The 26,730-nt window shown below is 34.3% G+C and carries 25 protein-coding genes; 17 read left to right on the top strand and 8 right to left on the bottom strand.

Annotated features, from left to right (window positions below):
* Positions 1 to 18 precede the first annotated feature (18 nt).
* Positions 19 to 1,323 carry a 30S ribosomal protein S12 methylthiotransferase RimO gene (rimO, locus tag H4O20_RS14685; RefSeq protein ID WP_185099784.1) on the bottom strand — a complete coding sequence of 435 codons (1,305 nt, stop codon included), beginning with the start codon at positions 1,321 to 1,323 and terminating at the stop codon, positions 19 to 21.
* Between the two features lie 128 nt (positions 1,324 to 1,451).
* Between rimO and H4O20_RS14680 the strand changes: the two genes are divergently transcribed.
* The 11 genes from H4O20_RS14680 (at position 1,452) to H4O20_RS14630 (ending at position 16,308) form a co-directional block, all read left to right on the top strand.
* On the top strand, positions 1,452 to 3,350 hold the full coding sequence (locus tag H4O20_RS14680; RefSeq protein ID WP_185099783.1) for a S9 family peptidase: 1,899 nt from the start codon (positions 1,452 to 1,454) through the stop codon (positions 3,348 to 3,350).
* Between the two features lie 175 nt (positions 3,351 to 3,525).
* Positions 3,526 to 5,055, top strand: a complete 1,530-nt coding sequence (gene guaA / locus H4O20_RS14675; protein ID WP_139856045.1) for a glutamine-hydrolyzing GMP synthase — start codon at positions 3,526 to 3,528, stop codon at positions 5,053 to 5,055.
* A 77-nt stretch (positions 5,056 to 5,132) separates the two neighbouring features.
* Positions 5,133 to 7,070: a LysM peptidoglycan-binding domain-containing protein gene (locus H4O20_RS14670; protein ID WP_185099782.1), complete on the top strand. Its 1,938-nt coding sequence runs from the start codon at positions 5,133 to 5,135 to the stop codon at positions 7,068 to 7,070.
* A complete protein-coding gene (locus H4O20_RS14665) occupies positions 7,067 to 7,471 on the top strand; it encodes an OsmC family protein (RefSeq protein WP_185099781.1) in 405 nt (134 codons plus the stop codon). Before H4O20_RS14670 ends, H4O20_RS14665 begins: the two co-directional genes overlap by 4 nt.
* A 75-nt stretch (positions 7,472 to 7,546) precedes the next feature.
* Entirely contained in the window at positions 7,547 to 8,077 is a 531-nt protein-coding gene (locus H4O20_RS14660; protein ID WP_185099780.1) for a DUF922 domain-containing protein, read from the top strand.
* Positions 8,061 to 8,291, top strand: coding sequence for a DUF3820 family protein (locus tag H4O20_RS14655; RefSeq protein WP_139856041.1), 231 nt, complete (start codon positions 8,061 to 8,063; stop codon positions 8,289 to 8,291). The genes H4O20_RS14660 and H4O20_RS14655 overlap by 17 nt, the downstream gene beginning before the upstream one ends.
* Before the next feature lie 50 nt (positions 8,292 to 8,341).
* On the top strand, positions 8,342 to 8,989 hold the full coding sequence (locus tag H4O20_RS14650; RefSeq protein ID WP_185099779.1) for a spermidine synthase: 648 nt from the start codon (positions 8,342 to 8,344) through the stop codon (positions 8,987 to 8,989).
* A 123-nt stretch (positions 8,990 to 9,112) separates the two neighbouring features.
* Positions 9,113 to 10,732: a CTP synthase gene (locus H4O20_RS14645; protein WP_185099778.1), complete on the top strand. Its 1,620-nt coding sequence runs from the start codon at positions 9,113 to 9,115 to the stop codon at positions 10,730 to 10,732.
* Between the two features lie 180 nt (positions 10,733 to 10,912).
* Entirely contained in the window at positions 10,913 to 12,799 is a 1,887-nt protein-coding gene (gene yidC, locus H4O20_RS14640) for a membrane protein insertase YidC (protein ID WP_185099777.1), read from the top strand.
* 138 nt (positions 12,800 to 12,937) lie between these two features.
* On the top strand, positions 12,938 to 13,630 hold the full coding sequence (locus H4O20_RS14635) for a toxin-antitoxin system YwqK family antitoxin (protein WP_185099776.1): 693 nt from the start codon (positions 12,938 to 12,940) through the stop codon (positions 13,628 to 13,630).
* A 206-nt stretch (positions 13,631 to 13,836) separates the two neighbouring features.
* A complete protein-coding gene (locus H4O20_RS14630) occupies positions 13,837 to 16,308 on the top strand; it encodes a M14 metallopeptidase family protein (protein ID WP_185099775.1) in 2,472 nt (823 codons plus the stop codon).
* A gap of 58 nt (positions 16,309 to 16,366) precedes the next feature.
* On the opposite strand, the gene H4O20_RS14625 is transcribed toward H4O20_RS14630, so the two are convergent.
* A complete protein-coding gene (locus H4O20_RS14625) occupies positions 16,367 to 17,113 on the bottom strand; it encodes a DUF6503 family protein (RefSeq protein ID WP_185099774.1) in 747 nt (248 codons plus the stop codon).
* A gap of 92 nt (positions 17,114 to 17,205) precedes the next feature.
* A complete protein-coding gene (locus H4O20_RS14620; protein ID WP_185099773.1) occupies positions 17,206 to 17,823 on the bottom strand; it encodes an alpha-ketoglutarate-dependent dioxygenase AlkB in 618 nt (205 codons plus the stop codon).
* A gap of 160 nt (positions 17,824 to 17,983) precedes the next feature.
* Between H4O20_RS14620 and H4O20_RS14615 the strand changes: the two genes are divergently transcribed.
* Positions 17,984 to 18,544 carry a LemA family protein gene (locus H4O20_RS14615; protein ID WP_139856033.1) on the top strand — a complete coding sequence of 187 codons (561 nt, stop codon included), beginning with the start codon at positions 17,984 to 17,986 and terminating at the stop codon, positions 18,542 to 18,544.
* An 89-nt stretch (positions 18,545 to 18,633) separates the two neighbouring features.
* Positions 18,634 to 20,304, top strand: a complete 1,671-nt coding sequence (locus H4O20_RS14610) for a DUF2207 domain-containing protein (RefSeq protein WP_260402702.1) — start codon at positions 18,634 to 18,636, stop codon at positions 20,302 to 20,304.
* 118 nt (positions 20,305 to 20,422) lie between these two features.
* On the opposite strand, the gene H4O20_RS14605 is transcribed toward H4O20_RS14610, so the two are convergent.
* The 3 genes from H4O20_RS14605 to H4O20_RS14595 form a co-directional block, all read right to left on the bottom strand.
* Entirely contained in the window at positions 20,423 to 20,989 is a 567-nt protein-coding gene (locus H4O20_RS14605) for a hypothetical protein (RefSeq protein ID WP_165150285.1), read from the bottom strand.
* 115 nt (positions 20,990 to 21,104) lie between these two features.
* The gene (locus H4O20_RS14600; RefSeq protein ID WP_185099771.1) at positions 21,105 to 21,941 is read right to left on the bottom strand and encodes an ABC transporter permease; all 837 of its coding nucleotides are present in this window, start codon (positions 21,939 to 21,941) and stop codon (positions 21,105 to 21,107) included.
* Between the two features lie 6 nt (positions 21,942 to 21,947).
* A complete protein-coding gene (locus H4O20_RS14595) occupies positions 21,948 to 22,844 on the bottom strand; it encodes an ABC transporter ATP-binding protein (RefSeq protein ID WP_185099770.1) in 897 nt (298 codons plus the stop codon).
* 128 nt (positions 22,845 to 22,972) lie between these two features.
* Here H4O20_RS14595 and H4O20_RS14590 point away from each other — a divergent pair, with 128 nt between their 5' ends.
* Positions 22,973 to 23,905: a peptidylprolyl isomerase gene (locus H4O20_RS14590; protein ID WP_185099769.1), complete on the top strand. Its 933-nt coding sequence runs from the start codon at positions 22,973 to 22,975 to the stop codon at positions 23,903 to 23,905.
* A gap of 79 nt (positions 23,906 to 23,984) precedes the next feature.
* Here the strand turns inward: H4O20_RS14590 and H4O20_RS14585 are convergent, their stop codons facing one another.
* Positions 23,985 to 24,788 carry an SDR family oxidoreductase gene (locus tag H4O20_RS14585; protein ID WP_185099768.1) on the bottom strand — a complete coding sequence of 268 codons (804 nt, stop codon included), beginning with the start codon at positions 24,786 to 24,788 and terminating at the stop codon, positions 23,985 to 23,987.
* Between the two features lie 22 nt (positions 24,789 to 24,810).
* Positions 24,811 to 25,368, bottom strand: coding sequence for a thioredoxin family protein (locus H4O20_RS14580; protein ID WP_185099767.1), 558 nt, complete (start codon positions 25,366 to 25,368; stop codon positions 24,811 to 24,813).
* 176 nt (positions 25,369 to 25,544) lie between these two features.
* Here H4O20_RS14580 and H4O20_RS14575 point away from each other — a divergent pair, with 176 nt between their 5' ends.
* From H4O20_RS14575 to H4O20_RS14565, 3 genes are read left to right on the top strand one after another with little or no spacing between them, the layout of a single operon-like run.
* The gene (locus H4O20_RS14575) at positions 25,545 to 25,856 is read left to right on the top strand and encodes a phosphoribosylpyrophosphate synthetase (protein ID WP_139856025.1); all 312 of its coding nucleotides are present in this window, start codon (positions 25,545 to 25,547) and stop codon (positions 25,854 to 25,856) included.
* Positions 25,846 to 26,184, top strand: coding sequence for a tRNA-binding protein (locus H4O20_RS14570; RefSeq protein ID WP_139856024.1), 339 nt, complete (start codon positions 25,846 to 25,848; stop codon positions 26,182 to 26,184). Before H4O20_RS14575 ends, H4O20_RS14570 begins: the two co-directional genes overlap by 11 nt.
* Positions 26,185 to 26,217: 33 nt before the next feature.
* Complete coding sequence (locus H4O20_RS14565) at positions 26,218 to 26,724, top strand: DUF6265 family protein (RefSeq protein ID WP_185099766.1); 507 nt, start codon at positions 26,218 to 26,220, stop codon at positions 26,722 to 26,724.
* Positions 26,725 to 26,730: the final 6 nt, after the last annotated feature.

Genomic DNA, 26,730 nt, shown 5'->3' with positions numbered 1-26,730 from the left:
TAATAAGGTGTTTAAGTTTTATTTTACAACTTCTGCATACAAATCAAAGTCTTCAGCAGCGGTAATTTTTACGTAAAAAAATTCTCCAGTTCTTAAATAATCATCTTCAGCATTAATTAATACTTCGTTGTCAACATCTGGACTGTCGAATTCAGTTCTTCCTACAAAGTATCCACCTTCTTTTCTATCGATTACCACACGGAATTCCTTACCTATTTTTTGCTGATTTAATTCCCAAGATATTTGAGATTGAATTTCCATAATTTGGTTGGCGCGATCCATTTTTACATCTTCCGAAACATCGTCTTCCAGATTGTAAGCGTGAGTATTTTCTTCGTGAGAATATGTAAAACAACCCAAACGCTCAAAACGCATTTCTTTCACCCATTCTTTTAAAGTTTGGAAATCTTCTTCGGTTTCACCAGGGTAACCAACAATTAAAGTAGTTCTAATCGCCATTTCAGGAACGGCAGCTCTAAAGTCTTCCAATAATTTGGTTGTCTTCGCCTTTGTAGTTCCACGACGCATCGATTTCAAAATAGAATCTGAAATATGCTGTAATGGAATATCTATATAATTACATATCTTAGGTTCATTGCGCATCACCTCCAACACATCCATTGGGAATCCTGTAGGGAAGGCATAATGCAAACGAATCCATTCAATTCCTTCAACTTTTGCAAGCTTTTGAAGTAGCTCTGCAAGATTTCTCTTTTTGTATAAATCTAAACCGTAATAAGTTAAATCCTGTGCTATTAAAATAAGTTCTTTAACTCCTTTCGCTGCTAGTTTTTCAGCTTCAACAACCAATTCCTCCATTGGAGTACTTCGGTGTTTTCCACGCATAATTGGAATAGCACAAAAAGAACATGGGCGGTCGCAACCTTCAGCAATTTTAAAATACGCATAGTTTTTTGGTGTAGTTGTAATTCTTTCACCAATCAATTCGTGTTTGTAGTCTGCACCTAAAGCTTTTAATAAACCTGGAAGCTCGGTTGTGCCAAAATATTCATCCACATTTGGAATTTCTTTTTGAAGGTCTGGTTTATACCTTTCAGATAAACATCCTGTAACAAAAACCTTATCTACAATTCCCTCTTCTTTTTTCTGAACGTATTCAAGAATAGTGTTAATACTTTCCTCTTTGGCATTGTTAATAAAACCACAGGTATTAATTACCACAATGTTTCCTTCTTCTTCGTGTACTACTTCTTTATTACTAGCACGCAGTTGGCCCATAAGTACCTCACTGTCATATACATTTTTAGAACAACCTAGTGTTACTACATTAATTTTATTTTTCTTTAGGGATTTCGTGCGCATTTCTGTTATTTCTTAATTTAAAAAGTGTGCAAAGATACCACGAAAAATTAGAACATTCATTACTATCTATATCTAGTGCAACCCACATAGTTTTTTTGAGTAACTTTGCATTTTTAAAAACTTTTGAAATGAAAAAAATAACGTTCCTGCTAGCATTTCTTACTGCTGGCATCATGTTCGCTCAAAAAACGATGACGCCTGAGCTATTATGGCAAGTAAAAAAAGTAAGTCCGATTGGAATTTCTGACAATGGAGAAGTGCTTTTTTATAAAGTTACAACTCCTAATATGGATGAAAATAGCTTCGATTCAAAATTCTACGCTATGAAAGTAACGGGTGGCAATTTTGCAGAAGTTACTAAAGAAGAAGTTAAAGTAGCAGATAAAAATCTATCGGCGGACGGGAAATATTTATTAATGCACAAACCAGTTCACGTTAATGATATTACTGGAAAGGATATTTATAACGACTTACCAAAAAGTGATGCTTATGTGTATACGGCATTAGATTACCGTCATTGGGATAAATTCAACGACGGAAGTTTTAATCACGTTTTTTATAAAGATGTAAAAACTGGTGCTGAAACTGATATTACACCAGGGCAGCCGTATTACACACCACAAGCTCCTTTTGGTGGTGATGAAGATTATGTTTGGGACTCAAAAGGTGAAAACATCTATTATGTAAGTAAAAAAGTTGCAGGTACAGAATATGCAATAAGTACTAATACAGATATCTTTAAATACAATCTAGCAAGTAAAAAAACTGAAAATATTACCGAAGAAAATAAAGGGTACGATACAAACCCTGCATTTTCAAAAGATGGTGCTTTAGCTTGGTTACAAATGAAAACTCCAGGTTATGAAGCCGATAAAAATGATATAATAGTGCTAAAAGATGGTGTGAAACAAAACCTAACAGCACAATGGGATGGAACTGTTGCTAACTTTATATGGGCAAACAATAATAAAGACATTTATTTTACAGCTCCTGTAAATGGAACAAGACAACTTTTTAAAGTTGATCATCCTGGAAGATCTAGAAAAATGCCTGTAGTAGAGCAGCTTTCACAAGGTCAATTTGATGTATCGGGAATAGTAGCAGAAAATAATGGTCAATTAATCGTTACACGTACCGATATGAACCACGCTACAGAGATTTTTTCTTTCGATTTAAAGAAAAAAACTTTTAAGCAACTTACTCAAGTTAATACAGAGTTTTATGGTAAAATGGATTTACCGTCAGTTGAAAAAAGAATGGTAACTACTAAAGATGGTAAACAAATGTTAGTATGGGTGGTTTTACCTCCAAACTTCGATAAAACAAAAAAATATCCAACCTTGCTTTACGCTCAGGGTGGACCACAGTCTCCTTTATCTCAATTTTACTCATTCCGTTGGAATTTCCAATTAATGGCATCGCAAGGTTATATTGTTGTAGCTCCTAATAGAAGAGGAATGCCAGGTCACGGTGTAGAATGGAATGAAGCAATTAGCGGCGACTGGGGTGGTGGTGCAATGCAAGATTACCTAGATGCTATTGATGCTATTGCTAAAGAGCCTTATGTAGATAATGATAGACTTGGTGCTGTTGGTGCAAGTTTTGGTGGCTATTCAGTTTTTTGGCTTGCCGGAAATCACGACGGTCGTTTCAAATCTTTTATCGCTCATGACGGTGTTTTCGACAACCGATCAATGTATGGTACCACTGAAGAGTTATTCTTCGTAAACCACGATATGGGTGGTGCTTATTGGGAAAAAGAAAATGAAGTAGCACAGAAAACATACAATGAGTTCAACCCAATTAACTATGTTGATAAATGGGATACTCCAATTTTAATTGTACAAGGTGGTAAAGACTACCGTGTGCCTATTGAGCAAGGATTACAAGCGTTCCAAGCAGCGCAATTACAAAATATAAAAAGTAAACTTCTTTATTTCCCAGAAGAGAATCATTGGGTGCTTCAACCACAAAATGCGCTGGTATGGCAAAGAGAGTTCTTTAGCTGGTTAAAAGAAACACTTTAATTTATGCTAAATGAAGAATCACGAATGCACGAAGGATTATAAAAACTCGTGTGTTCGTGATTTTTTAAATGAAATTAAAAGAATAGCAAATCAACAATTATACTTTTGTTGAAAATACATTGAAAAATTACTCACAACAGTTTAACCAAATTAACAATTTACAGTATTTTTGCCTATGCAAAATAATGTCCTCATTTTAGATTTTGGATCGCAATACACTCAATTAATCGCTAGACGCGTTAGAGAGTTGAATATTTACTGCGAAATCCACCCTTACAATAAAGTTCCAGAAAACCTAGATCCTTATAAGGCTGTAATTCTTTCTGGAAGTCCATTTTCTGTTCGTGCTGAAGATGCTCCACATCCGGACCTTTCAAAAATTAAAGGCCATAAGCCACTTTTAGCGGTTTGTTATGGTGCACAGTATTTAGCACATTTTAATGGCGGAAGTGTAGAACCATCAAACTTACGTGAATACGGAAGAGCGAAGTTATCTATGATTAAAGATGACGAAGTTTTCTTTAAAGACATTCCAGAAAATACTAATGTTTGGATGAGTCATAGCGATACAATCGCGAAACTTCCTGAAAATGGAGTACGTTTAGCAAGTACTGTAGATGTTTTAAACGCTGCTTATAGAATTGAAGGCGAAGAAACCTACGCAATTCAATTTCATCCTGAAGTGTACCATTCAACGCACGGAAAGCAATTGTTAGAAAACTTTTTAGTGAATATTGCTGAAGTACCTCAAACTTGGACACCAGCCGCTTTTGTTGAAACTACTGTTGCATCTTTAAAAGAGCAAATAGGAGATGGAAAAGTTGTGTTAGGATTAAGTGGTGGAGTAGATTCTACTGTTGCTGCTATTCTTCTTAATAAAGCAATTGGCAAAAACCTATTCTGTATATTCGTTAATAACGGGTTGCTTCGTAAAAACGAATTTGATAGCGTTCTAGACCAATATAAAGATATGGGGCTAAACGTAAAAGGTGTAGATGCATCGGAGCGATTTTTGAAAGCTTTGAAAGATGTAAGCGATCCTGAAAAGAAACGTAAAGCTATTGGTAATGCCTTTATTGAAGTATTTGATGATGAGGCACATCAATTAACTGGTGTGGATTGGTTAGGTCAAGGAACTATCTACCCAGATGTTATTGAAAGTGTTTCTGTAAACGGACCTTCAGTAACCATTAAAAGTCATCACAACGTAGGAGGTTTACCAGATTTTATGAAGTTAAAAATCGTAGAGCCATTACGTATGCTTTTTAAAGATGAGGTTAGACGTGTAGGAAAAGAAATGGGAATCGACCCTGAGTTATTAGGAAGACATCCTTTCCCTGGACCAGGTTTAGCAATTCGAATATTAGGAGATATAACGGCCGAAAAAGTTCGTATATTACAAGAGGTTGATGCTATCTTTATAAATGGATTGAAAAAGTGGGACTTATACGATAAGGTATGGCAAGCTGGAGCAATTCTATTACCTGTAAATAGTGTAGGGGTAATGGGGGACGAGAGAACCTATGAGAAAGTAGTTGCCCTTAGAGCGGTAGAGTCTACCGATGGGATGACTGCAGATTGGGTAAATCTACCTTATGAATTTTTACAAGAAGTAAGTAATCATATAATAAATCGCGTTAAAGGCGTTAATAGAGTAGTCTATGATATCAGCTCTAAACCGCCTGCAACGATAGAGTGGGAATAAGATTTCTGTAATGTTTCTTTTTTGCTGAAATTGATTTAACCCCTAGATCATGTTTAATTTTAACTGAAATTGAGACTATGTTTGACAAACTTAAAAATTCGATTATCCCTATGTTGAAGTGTTTAATATACGTTTCAGTTACGTTGTTATTTATGGTTAGTTGTGGATCTGCAGCTCAACAACAATACAAGAGTCACGCTGTTAAAAAAGGTGAAACTGTATCGAGTATTGCAGATGCATATAATATTTCTGAAGAAACAATTTACAATTTGAACCCTGAATCTAGAAATGGATTAAAGGCAAATAGTATATTGATTATTCCTTCTAATAACATTATTAGTTCGGGAACAGAAAAAAATAACTACCGCGAGCATAGAGTTAAACGAAAAGAAACTTTATACGGCATAGCTCAAGAATACAATGTTAGTGTTGATGATATAAAGAGGTTAAATAAGGAGTTATACTCAAGAGGCTTAAGAAACGGTGAAAGAATATTAATTCCAGCGTCTTCAAAAAGTACTGAGGTAATTATCAATGAAGCTGATAATAAATTACCGTCTGGCACCCAAGAGTATAAAGTTCAAGCTAAGGAAACTAAGTTTGGAATTGCGAGAAAATTCGGGATTAGTATTGCGGAATTAGATGCGCTAAATCCAGAGTTAGGCGATGGTTTAAAGAAAGGTTCAATAATTATTGTGCCTGAAGATACTGTAATGGAAGATGCTGAAATCGACGAAGATAAATTTCAGTATTACGAGGTGTTACCAAAAGAAGGGTTTTATAGATTGAAAGTGAAATTTGGTCTTTCCCAAGATGAAATTATTGCTTTAAATCCGTATGCGAAAGATGGATTAAAAGAAGGGATGATTCTTAAACTACCTAAAGAATCAGATTACTCTTCTTCCGATGTTTATACCGATATCAATCTTGAAGACCGAATAGACAACAAGAGAATGAAAACGGTAGCGCTTATGTTGCCATTTCGTTTACCAGGAAGTCCAGACGACTCAACTGAAGGCGATAGCGATCTAATTAAAAGAGATCCTACGCTTCGTGTATCTTTAGATTTTTATAGCGGAGCATTAATGGCTGCTGAGTTTGCAAAGGATAAAGGCATTCCTGTTACTCTTAATGTTTACGATACAGAAAGAAGTGAAAGTAAAGTTGCATCTATTATTTCAAATGGAGACTTTAAAGATGTAGATGCCGTAATTGGTCCTTTACTACAGAAGAATGTCGAGAAAGCTTCAGATATGCTTCAGAGAGATAAAATTCCAGTTTTTTCTCCTTTAAGCAATAGAGATATGGCTATGAATAAGAATCTTTTTCAAACCATACCTACCAATTCAATTCTTGAAAAAACAATGATTCAATATTTGGTAAAGCATTCATCAGGTAGAAATATTATTATAATTTCAGATTCAAAAAGAGCTAAACAAAAAGAAATGCTACTATCAGCAATTCCAACTGCAAAAACAGTAGTGCCAAGAGGTGGAGGATATGTAGGTTCTAGTGATATTTCTGCTGTAGTAAGTAGCGAAATGGAAAATTGGGTTGTTCTTGAGTCGGAAAATCCTGTGCTCATTAGTAGTGCTGTAAATGTATTGGCTGGAATGTCTCCAAGCTATAAGCTTCGCTTATTTACTTTCGATAAAAACGACGCTTACGAATGGCACGAAGTATCGAGTAGAAGTTTAGCAAAATTAGATTTTACATTTCCTTCTGTAAACAGAAAAATTGATGAGGACGAACGCAATTCTTTTTTAGTAAGCTATAAAAATAAATACGGTGTGTTACCGAATAGATATGCTATTAGAGGTTTTGATGTAACTTACGATGTATTGTTGCGTATGGCTTCAGAAAAAGATATTTACGATGCTGTACTACCTGAAAATCAAACAGTGTATATTGAAAATAAATTTCGATATAAAAAGTCTGATAGTGAAGGGTATTGCAATGAAGCGGCTTATATTCTAAAATACAATAACGAACTTAAATTTGAAGTAGTAGAATGAGTACTTCTAAAGTAACATATTTAGGAAATCTTCGTACAGAGAACGAACACCTACAATCTAAAAGCACATATATCACAGACGCTCCAACCGATAATAACGGAAAAGGAGAAGCATTTTCACCTACAGATACTGTGGCTACAGGACTCGCTAATTGTATGATAACTGTAATGGGGATTAAGGCGAGAGATATGAATGTAAATATGGATGGAACAACAGCAATGGTAACAAAAACCATGGCTGCAAACCCTCGTCGTATTTCTAAAATTGAAATAGTCCTAAATTTCCCTGCTGGTATTGACGAAAAATCGAGAAAAATATTAGAAAATACAGGGAGAACTTGCCCTGTTATACAGAGTCTTCACCCGGATATTGAAAAAGTAATTGAGTTTAAATGGGGCTAAGAAAGCAATTAGCTTTCTTTTTCAGTTGAGAGTCAATTATTTTAATTCCGACGATGTTATTGGCTTCAACTTATTATGAAACTTTTTTTTACATTATTAATTTTCTTGCTAACACTCCCTCAGAACAATTCTGAAAAAATTACGTGGAGTGAAAGCTATAAGCTTAGTTGGAAGGATTTTCGCGGTAAACCTATACGTAGTGCAAGTTTTGTTGCAACAACCAATTCGGGAATAAGCTTTCAGTATTCATATTCAATCAAGAATAATGAGGTTAGTGTTGACTATTCGGTGTCAAGCTTTTTTGAGCCGAGTAATTCTTGGTATATTCCTGAAAAAGTAAATGATCATATTCTGAAACACGAACAGCTTCATTTTGACATATCAGAATTACATGCTCGAATGCTTAAAAAGAATTTAGAAGGAAAGCAATTTTCAAAGAGGGTGCAATCCGAAATTGAAAAAATTTACAGAGAAGTTGAACAGAAAAGAAGGGCAATGCAAACGAGATTTGATGCCGAAACTGATCACTCTCGAAACGAAAAACAAGAATTATACTGGCGAAAATTTATCGCCCAACAGCTCGCCGAATATGAACATTGGAAATAGCCCAGACCCTAATCACTTAATAGAGCTAGCTAACTATAAAATGCCTTTCGGAAAATATGAGGGTTATTATTTGGTGAATGTTCCTGAGTATTACTTCGTATGGTTTAAGCAAAAGGGGTTCCCAGAGGGGAAGCTTGGTAGGATGATGGCCGAAATGTACGAGCTTAAACTCAATGGGCTAGAAGGCTTAGTGAAAAAGCTTATCAAAAAGTAAAACTTTGTATCTTTTGGTAAAGGATAAAGCTGCAAAAATTAAAATGTATTATGAAAAAGATTTTAAGCTACATCTGGCCAATTACGAGAAAATTTCCTTCTGAATTTAATGGTACTTTAGAAATTTCCTATGTTAATGGTAAGAGGGTTTTAGACACAAAAAACGCAAATTATTCTTACGGGTCACTTCAGAAAATATTAGAAATAGGTTTGACTAAAGTAAATCTAAAGTCAGTTGAAAACTTATTGCTTTTAGGTTTAGGCGGTGGAAGTATTATCCAGTCTCTTCGTGAAACTTTTGAATATCAAAAAAATATTGTTGCTGTAGAAATCGATCCTGAAATCATAAAGTTGGCTAAGGATGAATTCGGTATTTCTCCTTCAAACACCTTGCAAATTGTCCAAGCTGATGCTTTCGAGTATGTAAAAACTTCTAAATATAAATTTCAGCTAATCATAATAGATCTTTTTATAGACACTACTGTGCCTTCAAAATTTTTCAAAAAGGAATTTTGTGACAATGTTTCAAAACTCATCAGCATTAATGGAGAGTTGGTTTTTAATATAGGAGTGAACTTAGAAAAGGATAGAGAAATAGCTTCCTCAATTATTGATAATTTCGGAATTAAATTCAAGTTTTATTCACTTAAAAAGGTAAATGGAACAAATCATTTATTAATTGGGAAAAAAATATCTTAATTCTAACAATTGACGGATATCTATTTTCAAAATAGAGTATTTCATTTTTGAAATTTAAACCTTTCCTTTCCACAATAAAAATGTACCTTTGCATCCCGTATAATCATTTCAGCAGAGGTATCCATGAGCACTACAAAATACATCTTCGTTACGGGCGGGGTTTCATCATCATTAGGAAAAGGAATTATCGCAGCATCGCTAGCTAAACTATTACAAGCTAGAGGCTACCGTGTAACTATTCAAAAACTAGATCCTTATATTAACGTAGATCCAGGAACTTTAAACCCATACGAGCATGGCGAATGTTATGTTACAGATGACGGTGCTGAAACCGATTTAGATTTAGGGCATTATGAGCGTTTCTTAAACGTATCCACTTCTCAAGCAAATAATGTTACAACAGGACGTATTTACCAAAGTGTAATTCAAAAGGAGCGTCGTGGTGAATTTCTAGGAAAAACTGTTCAAGTAATTCCACATATCACAAACGAAATTAAAGAGCGTATCCAACTTTTAGGTAAAACAGGCGATTACGATATCGTTATTACTGAAATTGGTGGAACGGTGGGAGATATTGAGTCTTTACCATACATAGAAGCTGTTCGTCAGATAAAATGGGAAATGGGGGATGATAACGCTCTAGTTATACATTTAACACTTGTTCCTTTCCTTGCTGCTGCAGGTGAATTGAAAACCAAGCCAACCCAACATTCGGTTAAAACTTTAATGGAAAGTGGTATCCGTGCAGATATTTTAGTTTGTAGAACAGAACACGAACTTTCTTTTGATTTAAGAAGAAAGCTTGCTCTTTTCTGCAATGTAAAACAAGAAGCTGTAATTCAATCTATAGATGCTTCTACAATTTATGATGTTCCAAACTTAATGTTTGAAGAAGGCCTAGATAAGGTTACTCTTAAAAAATTAAACCTAGTAGATTCAAATGAACCAGACTTAAAGCATTGGAATGATTTTTTGAAAAGACACAAAAATCCGAAAGCTGAGGTTAGAGTTGGTTTAATTGGAAAGTACGTTGAATTACAAGATAGCTACAAATCTATTTTAGAGGCTTTTATTCACGCAGGTGCTGAAAACGAAGTTAAAGTAAATGTAGACTTTATACATTCAGAACACATCAACGCAAAAACTATTGGAAATAAACTTTCTAAACTTGATGGAATTCTTGTTGCTCCAGGATTTGGAGAACGAGGAGTTGAAGGAAAGGTTGCGGCTGTTCAATACGCACGTGAAAATAACCTACCGTTCTTGGGTATTTGTTTAGGAATGCAAATGGCGGTTATTGAGTTTGCTAGAAATGTGTTGAAGTTAAAGGATGCAAATAGTACCGAAATGAATCCAAAAGCTCAAGACCCTGTAATTAGTATAATGGAGGATCAGAAGAACCTAGAGGATATGGGAGGAACTATGCGTTTAGGTTCATGGAAATGTGATTTAAAAGAAGGTAGCTTAGCTAGTAAGATATATAGTTCAAACGCTATTGAAGAGCGTCACCGCCATAGATACGAGTTTAATAATAAATACAGAGATGAATTAGAAGCTGCAGGTATGATTGCTACAGGTAGTAATCCAAACACCAATTTGGTAGAGATTGTAGAAATTCCAAGTCACCCTTGGTTTGTTGGAGTTCAATACCATCCTGAATATAAAAGTACGGTTGCCAATCCGCATCCGCTTTTTGTGGCTTTTGTAAAAGCAATGCACGAGCATTCAGAAAAAAATAACTAAGACAATTTGGCGTAAGGTCAATAAAAGGCGGGATTATTGTTTACCTAGCTGTCTTATAAGTTTAAATCTAAGTTAATAACCAAGATTACAACGAAACAAAACGATTAAATTAAACTAAAACTTTCGAATTATAAATTCGGAATGCATTAAAACGATTGCGGTACAAGTCCGCGACTTAATATGGAAGAAAAGAAATTTGACGTTAACTCACTCGTAGGTTTTTTATTGATTGGTGGTATCCTTATTTGGATGCTTTATATGAATAAACCTACCGAGGAGGAATTACAAGCTGAAAAAGCAAAAACTGAAGCTGCAGCAAGTGAGGCTATTTCATCAGAAAAAGGACAGCTAGACACAACATTGGCTGGAGCTATTTCAGATTCAATGAAGCTAGGTTCTGCAAGTGATTCATTAGCTTATGAGCAATTGAAAAACCAATTAGGTTCTTTTGCTTATTCTAGCACATTGCCTTCTGCAACCGATGAAAGTACAGTGTTTGAAAATGATGTTCTTTACCTAAAAGTAAGTAACAAAGGAGGATATATTTCTGAAGCTAGATTAAAGAATTTTACAAAATTTGATTCTGTTCCAATCTATCTTATTAAAGATGGAAACGCTTCATTAAACCTTCAGTTTACAGCTGAAAATAGAAATTTAAACACAGCAGATTTATACTTCGAGCCTACGTTAAGTAAAAACGGTGAAGATAAAGTGCTTTCTATGAAGCTAAAAACTTCACAAAATGGATTCTTGGAATATCGCTATACCTTGAAGCCTGGTGAGTATATGCTTGACTTCAGTATTAATAGTCAAGGTTTAGATGGTGTATTAAATACCTCTCAGCCTATGTATTTAGACTGGAGATTAAAAGGATATCGTCACGCAAAAAGTATTTCGTATGAAAACAGATACTCTCGTTTAACCTACGAATACGACGGCGAAAAGCACTCAAAATTATCTCCATCTGGTGATGACGAAGAATTAGAAAAAGATGTTACCTGGATGAATTTCCGTCAGCATTTCTTTAGTTCGATGCTACTTACCGATACTCCATTTAAAGAGGTAAAACTTACATCTGTAGATTTAGTAAAAGATGAAGAAATAGATACTGTATATACAAAACAATACGGAGCTAAAATGCTTATAGAACCTAAAGGTGGAAAGCTGGCCCATACTATGAATATGTATTACGGTCCTTCAGATTATAAAATCTTTAAAGAATACGGCCGTAACTTAGATGAGGCTATGCCGCTAGGTTGGGGAATATTCGGGTTTATTAATAAGTATGTTATTATTCCATTATTTGGGTTGTTATCAGACTTCTTACCTGCGGGAATCGCAATTATTGTACTTACCATTTTAATTAAACTATTGCTTTCTCCGGTTCAGTACAAGCAATATCTTGCTCAGGCTAAAATGAAGGTTTTAAAACCTGAAATGGATGCAATTAAAGAAAAGTACAAGGACAATAAGCTTAAAATTCAACAGGAAACTATGAAGTTGCAAACTTCCGCAGGTGCCAGTCCGCTGAAGGGTTGTTTACCAGCTTTATTGCAAATTCCTGTGTTCTATGCATTGTTTACATTTTTCCCATCGGCATTCGATTTGAGACAGAAGAGTTTCTTATGGGCAGAAGACCTTTCAAGTTATGATACAATTTTAGAATTACCATTTCATATTCCATTTTATGGTGATCACGTGAGTTTATTCCCAATTTTAGCTTCTATTGCTATCTTCATTTATATGATGATGACAACAGGACAGACAATGCAGCAACAGCAGCAACCGGGAATGCCTAATATGAAATTCATAATGTACCTTTCACCATTGTTTATGTTGATTTTCTTTAACAACTATGCAAGTGGTTTATCGCTGTACTATTTTGTTTCAAACCTTATTACTATCGGGATTATGCTTGTAATCAAAAACTTCATTATTGATGAAGAAAAGATTCACGCTAAAATTCAGGTGAAAAAAGCGCAGCCAAAAAAGCAAAATAAATTTCAGCGTAAAATGGCTGAAATGATGGAGCAGGCTGAGGAACAAAAGCGAGCTGGAAAACGATAATATTTTCTAAAAATAATAAAGAAGGGTTTCTTTGTAGGCTGATATTTCAGCATATTTAGAAACCCTTCTTCAATTCACAAATAATAGTAAAATAGAATTAAAGCTTCTTCGTTATCTTATTGAAATACTACAAACACTATGAAAATACTTAATGCCTTACTTTTCTTAGGAATTTTTATCTCGTCTATAGCAGGTTTTTCTCAGAATGATATAAACCAAATGGATGCAGATGGTAAACGTCACGGAATTTGGAAAAAGACATATCCTGGAACAGAACAATTGCGATATGAAGGTAAGTTTGAACACGGAAAAGAAGTTGGAGAATTCAAATTTTATTGTGAAGACTGCAAAAATCAGCCTACTGTAATTAAAACATTTAACAAGAGTGATAATATTGCCGATGTCAAGTATTTTACTAAAAAAGGAAAACTTGTAAGTGAAGGTAAAATGCAAGGTAAAGAGCGAATAGGGGAATGGGTTTACTATCACGAAAAATCTAAGGTAGTTATGTCTCGAGAAAACTACTTTAACGACGAACTTCACGGAAAAGTTATAACCTATTACCCAAATGGAAAAATAACCCAGGAAACCGATTACAAGCACGGGAAAAAGGACGGAGAAGACAATTATTACTCAGTTAAGGGGGTGCTTCTTAAAAAACTTCCGCATTTTAATGACCAAATTCACGGACAGGTTTTTTACTACGATGCTTATGGAAATGTTGTAATTGAAGGGCACTACAAACACGGTAAAAAGCATGGTCTTTGGAAATATTACAAAGACGGACAAGTTGCTTTAGAGGAAACTTTTCCAAAGAAAAATAGAGAGTAAATTAAAGTTTACCTTGTTTTATTAAGTTGTTACAAACAAACCCATCTCAATCATTTACCTTTAATTAATTAGCTATCAATTATTGAAACTTACTGCTTATTAAATTTCAGCTATCAATAGTGTTAAGTCTTGTCTTTGCCCTAAAATCAATAGCATTATTTCAAATTGTTTCTTTAGCTTTATCATTTATTTTAAACACTTTCAGAATGAATCGTTTTCTCACTATTTTATTTTTAATTTTTCCTGTTTTTATATTCGCGCAGTTAAAATCACCTGCTGAATTTTTAGGTTATGAAATAGGTACTCATTTTTCCAGACACGCCGATGTAGTTGCATATTTTGAACACGTTGCTGAAAATAGTTCGCTTGTTCAATATTCCGATTATGGAATTACAAACGAGCGTAGAAGATTGACCTATGCCATTATTTCATCTGAAGAGAATCTTAAAAACATTGAAAAGATTCGTACTGATAATTTAAAAAATGCTGGAATTATTTCTGGAAATGCAAACCCTGAGAAAGCTATTGTTTGGTTAAGCTACAATGTACACGGAAATGAAGCGAGTAGTAGTGAAGCAGCAATGAATACAATCTATAAGTTACTGACAGAACACCAAGATTATCTTCAAAATACTGTTATAATTATGGATCCTAGTGTTAATCCAGATGGGCGAGATAGATATGTAAATTGGTACAATCAAGTGCAAGCTAAACCTTATAACACTTCGCAAGACGCTACAGAGCATAAAGAGCCTTGGCCAAGTGGACGACCAAACCATTATTTATTCGATTTAAATCGCGATTGGATGTGGGCAAGTCAGGTTGAAACACAACAACGTTTAAAAATATACAATCAGTGGATGCCGCATCTACACGTAGATTTTCACGAACAGTTTATAAATAACCCATATTATTTTGCGCCGGGAGCAGAGCCATATCACGAAATAATTACTCCTTGGCAACGCGATTTTCAACATCAAATAGGAAAGAATAACGCCAAGTATTTTGATGAAAACGGATGGTTATACTTCACCCGTGAGAGTTTTGATTTATTGTACCCAAGTTATGGCGATACTTACCCAATGTATATGGGAGCCATTGGGATGACTTATGAGCAAGCTGGGCACGGTATGGCTGGATTAGGTATTATGAATGATGAAGATATTGAACTTACACTTGTAGATCGTGTTGCTCATCATACCACAACAGGATTATCAACTATTGAAGTTGCTTCAAAACAAGCGAAAACTCTTAATTCAGAATTCGGAAAATTCTTTCAAAATGACAATCTAAAATTCAAGAGTTTTGTATTAAAAGGAAATGCAGATAAAATTAAAAGTCTAACCGAAATGTTAGATCGTCACGATATTAAATACGGATTTGCAGATGGCGGTAAAGTAAAAGGTTTTAGCTATTCAACATCAAAAAATGCAACAATAGACGCTAAAGATGCTTTAGTGGTTAGTACAAATCAACCTAAAGGGAAGATGGTACAAGTGCTTTTTGAACCTACAACATCACTGTCAACCCCAATTACTTACGATATTACAGCATGGAGCTTGCCTTATGCTTTTGGGTTGGATGGCATTGCGAGTACTAGTTTGGTTCCTGCTAACAGCACAGTGAAGAAATCAGCAGTTTCGAATATTGCTTCTCCTAATGCCGCTGGTTATATAGCTAAGTGGAATAGTTTACAAGACGCTACATTTCTTTCTGAATTATTAAAGAATAAAATTAAAGTACGTTTTTCAGAAAAAGAACTTGGCTTTAATGGAAATAGCTTTGGTCGAGGGAGTTTAATTATCACAAGAAGCGACAACAAAACGAATTCAGAATTTGATACAAAACTTATCGAAATAGCCAATAGAATGGAGCGAGAGCTTTATGCTTCCCCAACTAGTTATGCTGATGAGTTGACAGATTTTGGATCACAGTACGTGCATTTAATTAAGAATAAAAAAGTTGCAATGCTTCAAGGTACAGGAACCTCTTCATTAAATTATGGAGCCCTTTGGCACTTTTTTGAAACTCAATTAAAATATCCTATCACTTCAATAAATACAGAAAGTGTAGGAAGGGTTAAGTGGAGTGAGTACGATGTTTTAATAATACCAGAAGGAAATTACAACTCAATTTTAAACGATGACAACTTTAAAATACTTGAAGATTGGGTTAGCCAAGGCGGTAATTTAATAGCTATAGGAAATGCTGTAGCTCTTTTTGAAGGTAAAAAAGGTTTTGATTTAAACAAAAACGCTTCTGAAAACGATGAGGAAAAAGAAGATGAAGCTTCAGATAAAAATTTAATACCATATGATGAACGTGAGATGGAAAGTACTAAGGATATGATTACTGGAAGTATTTTTAAAGTGAAGTTAGACAACACTCACCCTTTAGCTTTTGGTTATGACGATACTTATTACAGTATGAAATTGGGTAATAAGTCTTACAAGTTTTTAGAGGATGGATATAATGTTGGTTACATTGAAGGAGACGCTGTAAGTGTTTCTGGATTTACTGGTGAACGTGCAAAAGCTTCACTTAAAAACTCTATTGTTTTTGCTCAGGCAAAGAAGGGTAGTGGTAGTGTAGTTTACATGGTTGACGATGTTTCCTTCCGTTCGTTTTGGCAGAATGGAAAACTGTTTCTAGCCAATGCAGTGTTCTTTGTGAAATAAAACTCTCGATTAGTATGTATAAAAAAACTCGGTCTTTATTTTTAAAGACCGAGTTTTTTTATTCTATAATATCGACTGAAATATCTTCTGTAATTATTTCTGAAAGCAACTCTAATTTTCCTTCAGTAAAGAGCTCGTCTAGTGATTTCATTTCTACATTTTCCCAAGGTTCAGCTTTGTAGTTTTTGTAATCAACAAAACGTATTCCCTTTACAAAATTTGGGTTGAAAGCTTCTCTAAAACGAATGCCACCTTTTCCAGTGTAGAATTTATAAGCGAAATAGTCCGCAGTAAAATCATCTTTATTTATCCAATACATATAAATATCTTCGTGATCCTCTCCACCGCCTTCTTGGGCGAATGTTACTTCAATTTCGTAGTATTTCTTGCCTTTAATTTCAGCCTCTCCAACTAATTTTTTATTTACGGCTTCATCATTCAAACCGTAAGGTAGTTGCACAAAATAATGTACAGAATTTACCGAATTGGAATACAGATTGGAGAGTGAGTCGGACAAGCTTACTTTTACACCATCAACTTGTCTTTCAAAGCTACTATTTGTAAGCACATCAAAAGTTTCTCCTAAAGAATCGTTTATTGTTCGGGTTAATTTATATAGACCGTTTTTTCTTTCGCTAGTGTATTTATTTTTACGAAAAATGAATTCAATTTTTGCCTTGTCGTATTTATCTCCTCCAGCATTTTCAATTGTTTTGTCAATAATCTGTTGCGCTGTAAGTTGTTTTTCTTCTTGCTTGCAGGAAATAAAAAGGAAAAGAAATCCAATTATTGGAAGGAATCTCATAGGTTTATGTTTTTTCCTCAAAGATACAAATGAATTATTCTAATCAAGAAAATCATTTATACGTAAGTGTTGTTGTTGACATACTTTAAAAATTAATCTATAATAGTTCTAAACGTCAGATTGATCCTTGCTGAATTTATTTTTTTAGTTGGCGGTAATCGATGTAACCAATAGGTTTGAGTTTCACCTTTCATTACTAATAAGCTACCGTGTTCTAAGTTTACAGAAATCGTTTCTTTGGTTTCTTTGTGCTTAAAAGCGAATTTACGCACTGCACCAAAACTAACAGAAGCAATGGCTCCATTCTTTTTTAAATCTTTTTCATCATCACTATGCCAAGCCATTCCTTCTGCACCAGTGTGGTATAAGTTAAGTAAGCAACTGTTATAAGTTTCACCACTTTTCTTTTCAATATACCTTTTAAGCTCAAGTAATTCTGGTGTCCATGGAAGCGCTTTTTTTGTTGTTTTTGAATAGGTATATTTAAATTCCTTATCACCGTACCAAGCTACTTTTCGTTTTGTAATAATTTTTTTTCCAAAGATGAATGCTTCATCATTTTTCCAAGAAATAGAATTTAGAAGAATTTCGAAATAACGGTTTGCCACTTCTTCAGAAAATATTTTTCCGAAATAATTAACCTCGCCATCTATTGGAAGTAAGTTCTTTTCTGAATCTGCATTTAGGGAAAATAAATTTAATTGTTGCAAGTGAAATCTTTTATAAGGAATGATAAAAGTAACAACTACAAACGAATCGAGTATATTTAAAACGTACTATTTAGTTATTAAAAAAAATGTATGAAAGTATTTAAATTGAATTCATTACTTTTATTAGTCAATTGATTATCAAATCAAAACCTAAACAATTATGAATATTATGCTTTTTATTTTCGGAGTTATAGTAGTGATTGCGATTTTGCTTGTTATTGTTTTTAATCGCTTTGTAAAGAACAAAAACTTAGTGAAAGATGCTTGGAGTAATATTGATGTTGCTTTAAAGCGTCGTTACGATTTAATTCCAAACCTTATTGAAACTGTAAAAGGATATGCAGCCCACGAAAAAACCACATTAGAAAGTGTGATTAATGCGCGTAATGCTGCTATGTCGGTTCCTTCCGACGATATAAATGGCCAGATAAAAGCAGAAAGTCAATTACAACAATCGTTACGCAGTATTTTTGCATTAGGTGAAGCTTATCCAGATTTAAAAGCTAATCAAAGCTTTTTGGACCTGCAGCAGAAGTTAAATGAAATTGAAGTAAACCTTGAACGCAGTAGAAGGTATTACAATGGTACGGTGCGTGAAAATAATACCTATGGCGAAAGTATGCCTGGTGTTTTATTTGCTGGAATGTTTGGGTATAAGCATTTCGATTACTTTGAAGCTGATGAAGCCGAACGCAAAAATGTAAAAGTGAGTTTCGATTAAGTTTTATTAAAACATATGCAATTAAGATGCTTTTCAATTATTTCATAAAACTAGAGTTTAATAGCCGGTTCAATAAAAAACTAGTTCTATTGTTTTTTGGAATATTCTTTTTCCTAAAAGCTTCTTCTCAGGATTTTACTGTTGATTATGCAAAGATTGATATTTATTTAAGTGAAGAGGGGTATTTTGATGTTGTAGAGAATTACGACATTACTTTCACAGCTCCCAAACACGGGATATATCGTACCATACAAACTCAATACGATATTAAAACGGAAGATGGAACGGATGAAAAGCGCAAAATTGAGATTGAAAATATTGATGTTTCAAAGCATAAGTATTCAACAACGCCATTTTTTGCACGGAAAGTAAGCAATGATCTTGAAATTAAAATTGGGGATAAGGATAAAACTATAATCGGTCCGGAGCACTACGAAATAAAATACAGGGTTTACAATGCCTTTCTCTATGGAGAAGAAAATACTCATTTCTATTGGAATATTAAACCAGATAATTGGTTGGCACCCTTTAAAAAATTAGATTTTACTATTCATATTCCTGAAAGCATTGATTTGGATTTAGACAATATCTATGTGTATTCGGGTGAGCGAGGGCAATCTGCAGTTTCACCTTATTTTGAGGTTAGTTATGACGATGGAGTATTTTTGGTTAAAAGTACTCGAGACTTTAATTCTGCAACCGGAGAGAGTGTAACAGCACTTGTAAAATTGCCATTAGGCTCTATAAAAGAAATAAAACCCTTTTGGCCATTTTGGACTGACTATGTTTGGACTATTATTTTGGGAGCTTTAGTCTTTGTTTTTTATTTAGTTTGGAATAAATACGGGAAGGATGATAAGGTAATAGCGACTACAAGTTATTTTCCCCCAAGTGGCATAGACCCAGCTATGGCAGGGTATCTAATAAATGATAAAGGAGATACAGAAGATCTTATTGCTTTATTACCGTATTGGGGAGAACGTGGTATTATAGCCATAGAGGAGATTCCAAAAGAAAATTGGTTTGGTAAGAGTGATACTAAAATTACACGTTTACGACCTTTACCAGAAGGTGCTTCACCCTATGAAATAGAGCTTTTTAATGGAATTTTTGGCAGTAGAAATAATTCTGGTGAAAAAAGTGTTTTAATAAGTAGTTTGAAAAATTCATTTTACACAAAAATGATTAAAGCAAAAACATTATTAAAAAAACAAGCCCAAGTATATTATGATCCTAAAGCTAATAAAGTTCAAATTGGAGCAATAGTAGGTCTAATAATTATAGATCTTATTCTACTTTTTGTCTTTTTGGTATTTTGGGGTCTAATAGCGGTAATTGCACTTGTTCCAGTTTTCGCATTTTTACTTTATATGACAGTGCATCTGGTAAAGAAAAACGCGAAAGGAACTCAAGTTTTATCTGAATTAAAAGGGTTTAAACAGTTTATAAAAATAGCAGAAGAGAATAAACTAAAAATGCTATTAAAAGATAGCCCTAACTACTTTGAATCTACGATGAGCTATGCGCTAGCTTTTGGATTACTTAGCAATTGGGTTAAGAAGTTTGAAGCACTCGATATACAACCTCCTACTTGGTATTCTTCATCAACAGGAGTAATGACAATGAATAACTTCTCCAGATCATTTACCAATACTATAACGACTACCAAATCTACTATGGTTAGTTCACCATCAAGCAGTTCATCTGGAGGTGGATCTTCAGGAGGCGGTTTTGGCGGTGGTGGCGGCGGAAGCTGGTAAAGATTTTTTTTTATTTATGCAGAAGTGAATTAATTTTCATCTAGCATCTAGCATCTAGCATCTAGCATCTAGCATCTAGCATCTAACATCTAGCATCTCAAATCTCACATCTCACATCTCACTTCTCGTACCCCCACGGTGCTGCAGGAGTTTCAACTTCTTTAGTTAAATCGAATTTTACAGTAAATACTCTGTCGCTCCCAATTCTACGTAAATTGTAGGTCATTGAAGTATCATCAAGTGTAAACCACCAAACATTTGTAGAAGCTAAAGGAAGCATATTGCTTGTATGTTGGTCTGCAGGAAAAAACTGAATATTAGGTAAACCAGTATTAGAGCTTAACCCTCCGTATTGAGTAACATCTTCTTCAGTTCCATCTTCGTGACGATGATCGTGCTTTAGAAGGATGCGATTGTCATCTTGTAAGGTTAATACCCAAGTTCTTGATCTATTTTCACCTACAAAAAACGGAACGCGGATGATATTTTCTTCACAACTTCTTACATGCATAACAAGTTTTTCTCCCATAAAACCATCACCTTCTTTGCCACCAGCTGTAATTACTCCCTCATAAGCTTTACCGCAATGTGATTTTAAATTATTCCAAAATTGCTCAGAAGAAGGAGCTTCTTGAGCAAAAAGATGTAAAGGTAATAGCAACAATAAGAAGAATATCTTTTTCATTTTATCAGATTTTAAAAGAAATGCCAAGATATCAACTTTTAAGTAATTGGTGAATTAATATTGAATTAAAGTATACCGTTAAGCTATGTCAAATGATTATTTGTGAGTTTATAAGTTATAGATCTCTTTTCTTTAGGATTGCATATGACCAATAGACGAATAAAAACGTCCATACAATTACAATTAGGATGTTTAACCAACCAACTGCATAATCCTTTGTAAAATTTTCGCCTAATTGGTTTGCAGCGGTTTGAATAACTCCTAAACGGCTAAACGGTTCTTTTATTAGGTTCGCCATTGCATTTAGGGGAAAAAACAAAGCTACTTTATCAGCAATTTCAGTATCTCTAAAGAACTGCCATTTCATTAGGCCGTATAATAACCATTCAATTACTTGCCAAACAATTAAGAATCCAAGTGCAAAGGCAGAGCGCTTAACCAATACTCCTAGGAATAAACAAAGAGAGAAAAAGGCAACGAGTTTTATAAAATACGCTGCTATATATTCCAAATCGCTAAAAATTATTCCTATTTCATTATAATCAGAAAAACTTAAACCTAGGATTAATGTTACTATAAATATGAATATGGTAGAAATGCTTGCAAACAAAAACACGGTAAGAAATTTAGAAAGCACAAACTCCTTTTTGCTAAGGCCATCAATAAGGTTTTGCTTTAGTGTGCGATAACTATATTCATTACTCATCAAGGAAACAATAACAATGGCTAAGAATAGCTTTAGGATGGCTGCCATATAAGTATTAAAGTGCCAAATAAAAGGAAAGTTGAAAATTCCTTGATCTGCAACTCTAAAGTGAATATTTCCAAAATTGAATTCTATAGAAGCAATAAGGGCAATAAAAGTGATAAGTATAAAATAAATACTCGAAATAACTTTTACAGATCGGCTATGTTTCAGTTTAAAAAGTTCTATTTTTAATAATCGTAGCATCTGCAATTAGTTTTGTTTGGTTAGTTCAAGGAATTGTTCTTCAAGGCTTTCTTTTCGTTTTACAAGATGTGAAAGCGTAACACCTTTTTCAAAAAGCAATTTATTTACCTCAGTTGCATCCATAGGTTGGTTTAGGTAAACTATTAGATATTTTCCTTCATGTTTAACAGTTCCAAAAGCAGAATTGCCTTTTAAAGCTTGTTCCAATAGCTCCATATTATTACTTTGAAGGGTTAAAAAGCCGTGGCTTGCATTCATAGCATCTACACTACCTGAATACAGACTAACTCCTTTTCTTAGAATAACCACGTGAGTACACACTTTTTCTACTTCATCTAGCAAATGCGAAGCGAGTAATATCGTGGTGCCTAAGGAAGCTATTTTCTTAATAATCTCTCTAATTTGATGAATTCCCTGCGGGTCAAGACCGTTTGTAGGTTCGTCTAGAATTAATATTTCAGGGTCATTTAATAAGGCTGAAGCAATGGCTAAACGTTGTTTCATTCCTAGTGAAAAGGTGCTAAACTTGCTATCTTTTCTATCGGATAAACCAACTAATTCTAGCTTTTCTAAAATTTTAGCTTCAGAAACTTCTTTGATTTTACAAACCAGTTTAAGGTTTTGTATTGCCGTCATATACGGGTAAAAGTTAGGTCGCTCAATAATAGCCCCTACTTTTTTTAAAGCATCATGAGTAGAAATATTTCCGTTAAACCATTGAAAGTCGCCTGAAGTTTTGTTTACTACATTAAGCACAATGCCTAGTGTTGTACTTTTACCGCTTCCATTTGGACCAAGTATCCCGTAAACATTGCCTTTCTCGATGGTAAAAGATAGGTTGTTTACAGCAGTAAGGGAACCGAATTTTTTAGTAAGATTGTTTATTGTGAGAATGTTTTCCACAGAAAGGTTTTTGGTGGTTATTGTTTGTATGACGAATTACAAAGGCTTTTGTTACATTTTCAATTCTGAACATTGAATTCTATATTCAGAATTAAGTACCTTTGCACATCTTTTAAAATATAAATATAATGCAAGACGGAATCTACGCAAAAATAACAACAGAAAAAGGAGAAATCCTTATTAAACTTACACACGATAAAACTCCAGGAACAGTTGGAAATTTTGTGTCTTTAGCAGAAGGGAATTTAGAAAATTCAGCAATTCCACAAGGGAAACCTTATTACGACGGATTAAAATTCCACCGTGTGATCCCAGATTTCATGATTCAAGGAGGTGATCCAAAAGGAACAGGTTCAGGAGGTCCAGGATATAATTTTGATGACGAGTTTCACCCAGACCTTCGCCATGACACTCCAGGTGTAATCTCTATGGCTAATGCAGGTCCGGCAACTAACGGAAGTCAGTTTTTTATTACTCACGTGGCAACGCCTTGGTTAGATAATAAACACACTGTATTTGGAAATGTAGTAGAAGGACAAGAGGTTGTTGATAGTGTTTCTCAAGGGGATACTATGCAAAAAGTTGAAATTATTCGCGTAGGAGAAGAAGCTGAAAATTGGAATTCAGTAGAAGCGTTTAGAAGTTTTACTGGTGAAAGAGAAGCGCGAATTGCAAAAATGAAAGAAAAACAAGAAGCTGAGCTTAAGAAAGTAGCAGAAGGTTTTGAAAAAACAGATAGCGGACTTCATTATAAAATCATCATTAAAGGTGATGGTAAGAAAGCTGTAAAAGGAAAGACAGTTTCTGTACATTACAAAGGAATGCTAACCGACGGAACCGAATTCGATTCTTCATACAAGAGAAGACAACCAATAGACTTTCCATTAGGAAAAGGTCACGTAATTGAAGGTTGGGATGAAGGTATTGCCTTATTACAAGTTGGTGATAAAGCTAGATTTGTAATTCCTTCTAACCTTGCTTATGGTGAGCGCGGGGCTGGTGGAGTAATTCCTCCAAATGCAAATTTAATTTTCGACGTTGAATTAATGGACGTAAAATAAATTTACGTATTTATATCATTATCTTAAGAAATCTTCATTATTCCATTTTTGGTGTAATGAAGATTTTTTTTTAATACTATTATTTCCTTCCAACGAAATGTTCCATTGTTTTGTATATACCGAGCACCTTGCCAGCAAACCAATCGAAAGCATTAATAGAAAGTAATGCTTGTCCTAATCGTGTGAAGCGGTATATGTACCCCGGAATAGTTATCATCTTTTTATCTTTCTCAATTGCTTTTACAATAGTAAGCGCCGCTGCTTCAGGTTCGAGAATTGGAATCTTTGATTGAACACCATCAAACATCCCTGTATTGATGTAATAAGGCATGATGGTAGTAACCTTAATGGCTTTATTTTTTTGCATCATTTCTAATCGAAGACTATCAGACCATCCAATCATTGCCCATTTACTAGAGGCATAAACCGACATTTTTGGATTAGAGATTAATCCTCCGGAAGACGCGATATTGCAAATATGCCCTGAATTTTGATTTAACATGCCATCAAGAAATTCCTTAGTAACATACATCGGTCCAATGGCGTTAATTTCCATAGTTTTACCAATGTCTGTATTTGTGTGTTCGTCGAAATATTTCCCTACAACAATTCCAGCGTTGTTGATTAATACGTCAACAATTCCTATTTCTTGCTTTACTCGATTAGCTGTTTCTTTAATTTCTTCAGGGTTAGAAACATCTATTTTAAATCCAAAAAGATTTTTGTTATTGGAAAACTCAGTTAACGTGTGGTTGATATTTTCCTGACTAATATCCCAAATAATAACTTTTGCTTTACGCTCAAGCATTAATCGAACCATTATCTTTCCAATACCAGACCCTCCGCCTGTGATTAAAACGGTTTTATTAAATAATTGACTCATAGATTAATTTGATTGTTGGAATTTATTCTTTCCACTTGATATTGCATCCAATACTTGGTTTTTGATCCTTTCGCTGCGGATTATTATTAAGGATGTTATCCATAGCTTCGCGTAAATCACGGCCATTTACAGGAATTCTATTACCAGGTCGGCTGTTGTCTAATTGTCCGCGGTAAACCAGTTTAAGTTCATCATCAAAAAGATAAAAATCTGGCGTGCAAGCTGCATCATAAGCTCTTGCTATTTCTTGAGTTTCATCAAATAAATATGGGAAAGGATAGCTTTCTTTCTGGGCAGTTCGCCACATTTCCGCAGGGGAATCTGCTGGATACTTAATGATGTCGTTGCTGTTGATTGCAACAAAACCAAAACCAATCACCCTGTAATCGTTGCAAATGCGAACTAATTCTTCATTTACGTGTCTTACGAAAGGACAGTGGTTACAAATAAACATAACTACAGTACCCTTTTCACCACGAATGTCTTTTAGCGCAACAAGTTTGTTTGTTATTGCATCTGTAAGTACAAAGTCTGGGGCTTTGGTGCCAAGGGGTAGCATATTTGATTCAGTGTCTGCCATATTGTTTTTAAAATAAATGTATTGTGTTCAGGTCTAAATATACAATTTTTAAGGGGTTAATTAACTAAGGACAGAGGGCTAAACTTACAATCTGCGTAATAATTTTATTAAAGAATTTATAATTCTTTGCCGATGTTTATTTTCTCAGTTAACTTTAAAGATTAAATCAAAATATTATGAAAAAATCATATTCATCACTATCTGTAGCTATTCAAGATTTACAAAAGGAAGGTTATACTGAAGACTTTAATCTTGTAGAGGAAGGAATAGAATCTAAAAACCTTAAAAAGAAGTGGAAAGCTGGGGAGCTGGATGTTGTAAAATATTACCGTTTTGAAGGTATGACCGACCCGGGAGATAATACTATTCTTTATTTAATTGAAACCAAAGGAGGGATTAAAGGCCTTCTTGTAGATGCATATGGTGCCGACCAAAGTGTGGTATCTTCAGAAATGATTCAGAAACTTAGAATTACCCATGACGAATAATCTTACTTGGACCGATTTCGAAAAGGTGGAAATGCGGGTTGGAACTATTTTAGAAGCCAATGATTTTCCTGAAGCGAGAAACCCTTCATATCAGCTTATAATAGATTTTGGAGAAGAAATAGGACAAAGAAAAACTTCAGCTCAAATAACAAAACGCTATCATAAAGATGAATTAATTGGGAAACAAGTAGTGGCAGTTGTAAATTTTCCTAAGAAACAAATTGCAAATTTTATGAGTGAATGTCTTGTATTAGGTGCTGTAGATGGCAAAAATGTCACCTTATTGCGAACAGATAAACCTGTTGAAAACGGATTGCGAATTTTATAAATTTTATGCCACGGCTAAATAACAAACCAACAAATGAAAAAGTACTTATTTCTAATATTCCTTTCTGTTTTAATTATTTCATGTAAAAACAATACTCCGGCAGAGCAGATACAAAAAGAGGTTGTTGTAAAAAATTACGATAAAATAAATCAACTAAATTGGTTGATAGGAACTTGGACAAACGAGACTGAGGGTGAATATTCCCAAGAAACATGGACTAAAGAAAATGATAGTACCTATACAGGGTTTAGCTTTGTTGAGGTTAATGGTAAACCTGAACAAACAGTAACAATGGCCTTAGAGGAGAAAGAAAACAAATTGTTTTTATCCTTTCTAAAAGTTGATGAAAAAAATCCTAAACCTTACACCTTAACACTTATTTCATCAGAAGAAGGCCAATTTGTTTTCGATAATCAAAATATAGACTTCCCTGAAAAGGTCACCTATACCAATCCTGCCAAAGACTCCTTACACACATGGATTGACGTAGAGATAGAGGGGGAACCAACTAGAACAGATTTTTACTTCACCAGAAAATAAGATCCC

Source organism: Aequorivita sp. 609, from assembly GCF_014212065.1.
Lineage (GTDB): Bacteria > Bacteroidota > Bacteroidia > Flavobacteriales > Flavobacteriaceae > Aequorivita > Aequorivita sinensis.
Note: the sequence above shows the minus strand (reverse complement) of the source record. Positions and strands in the feature narration are given on the sequence as shown.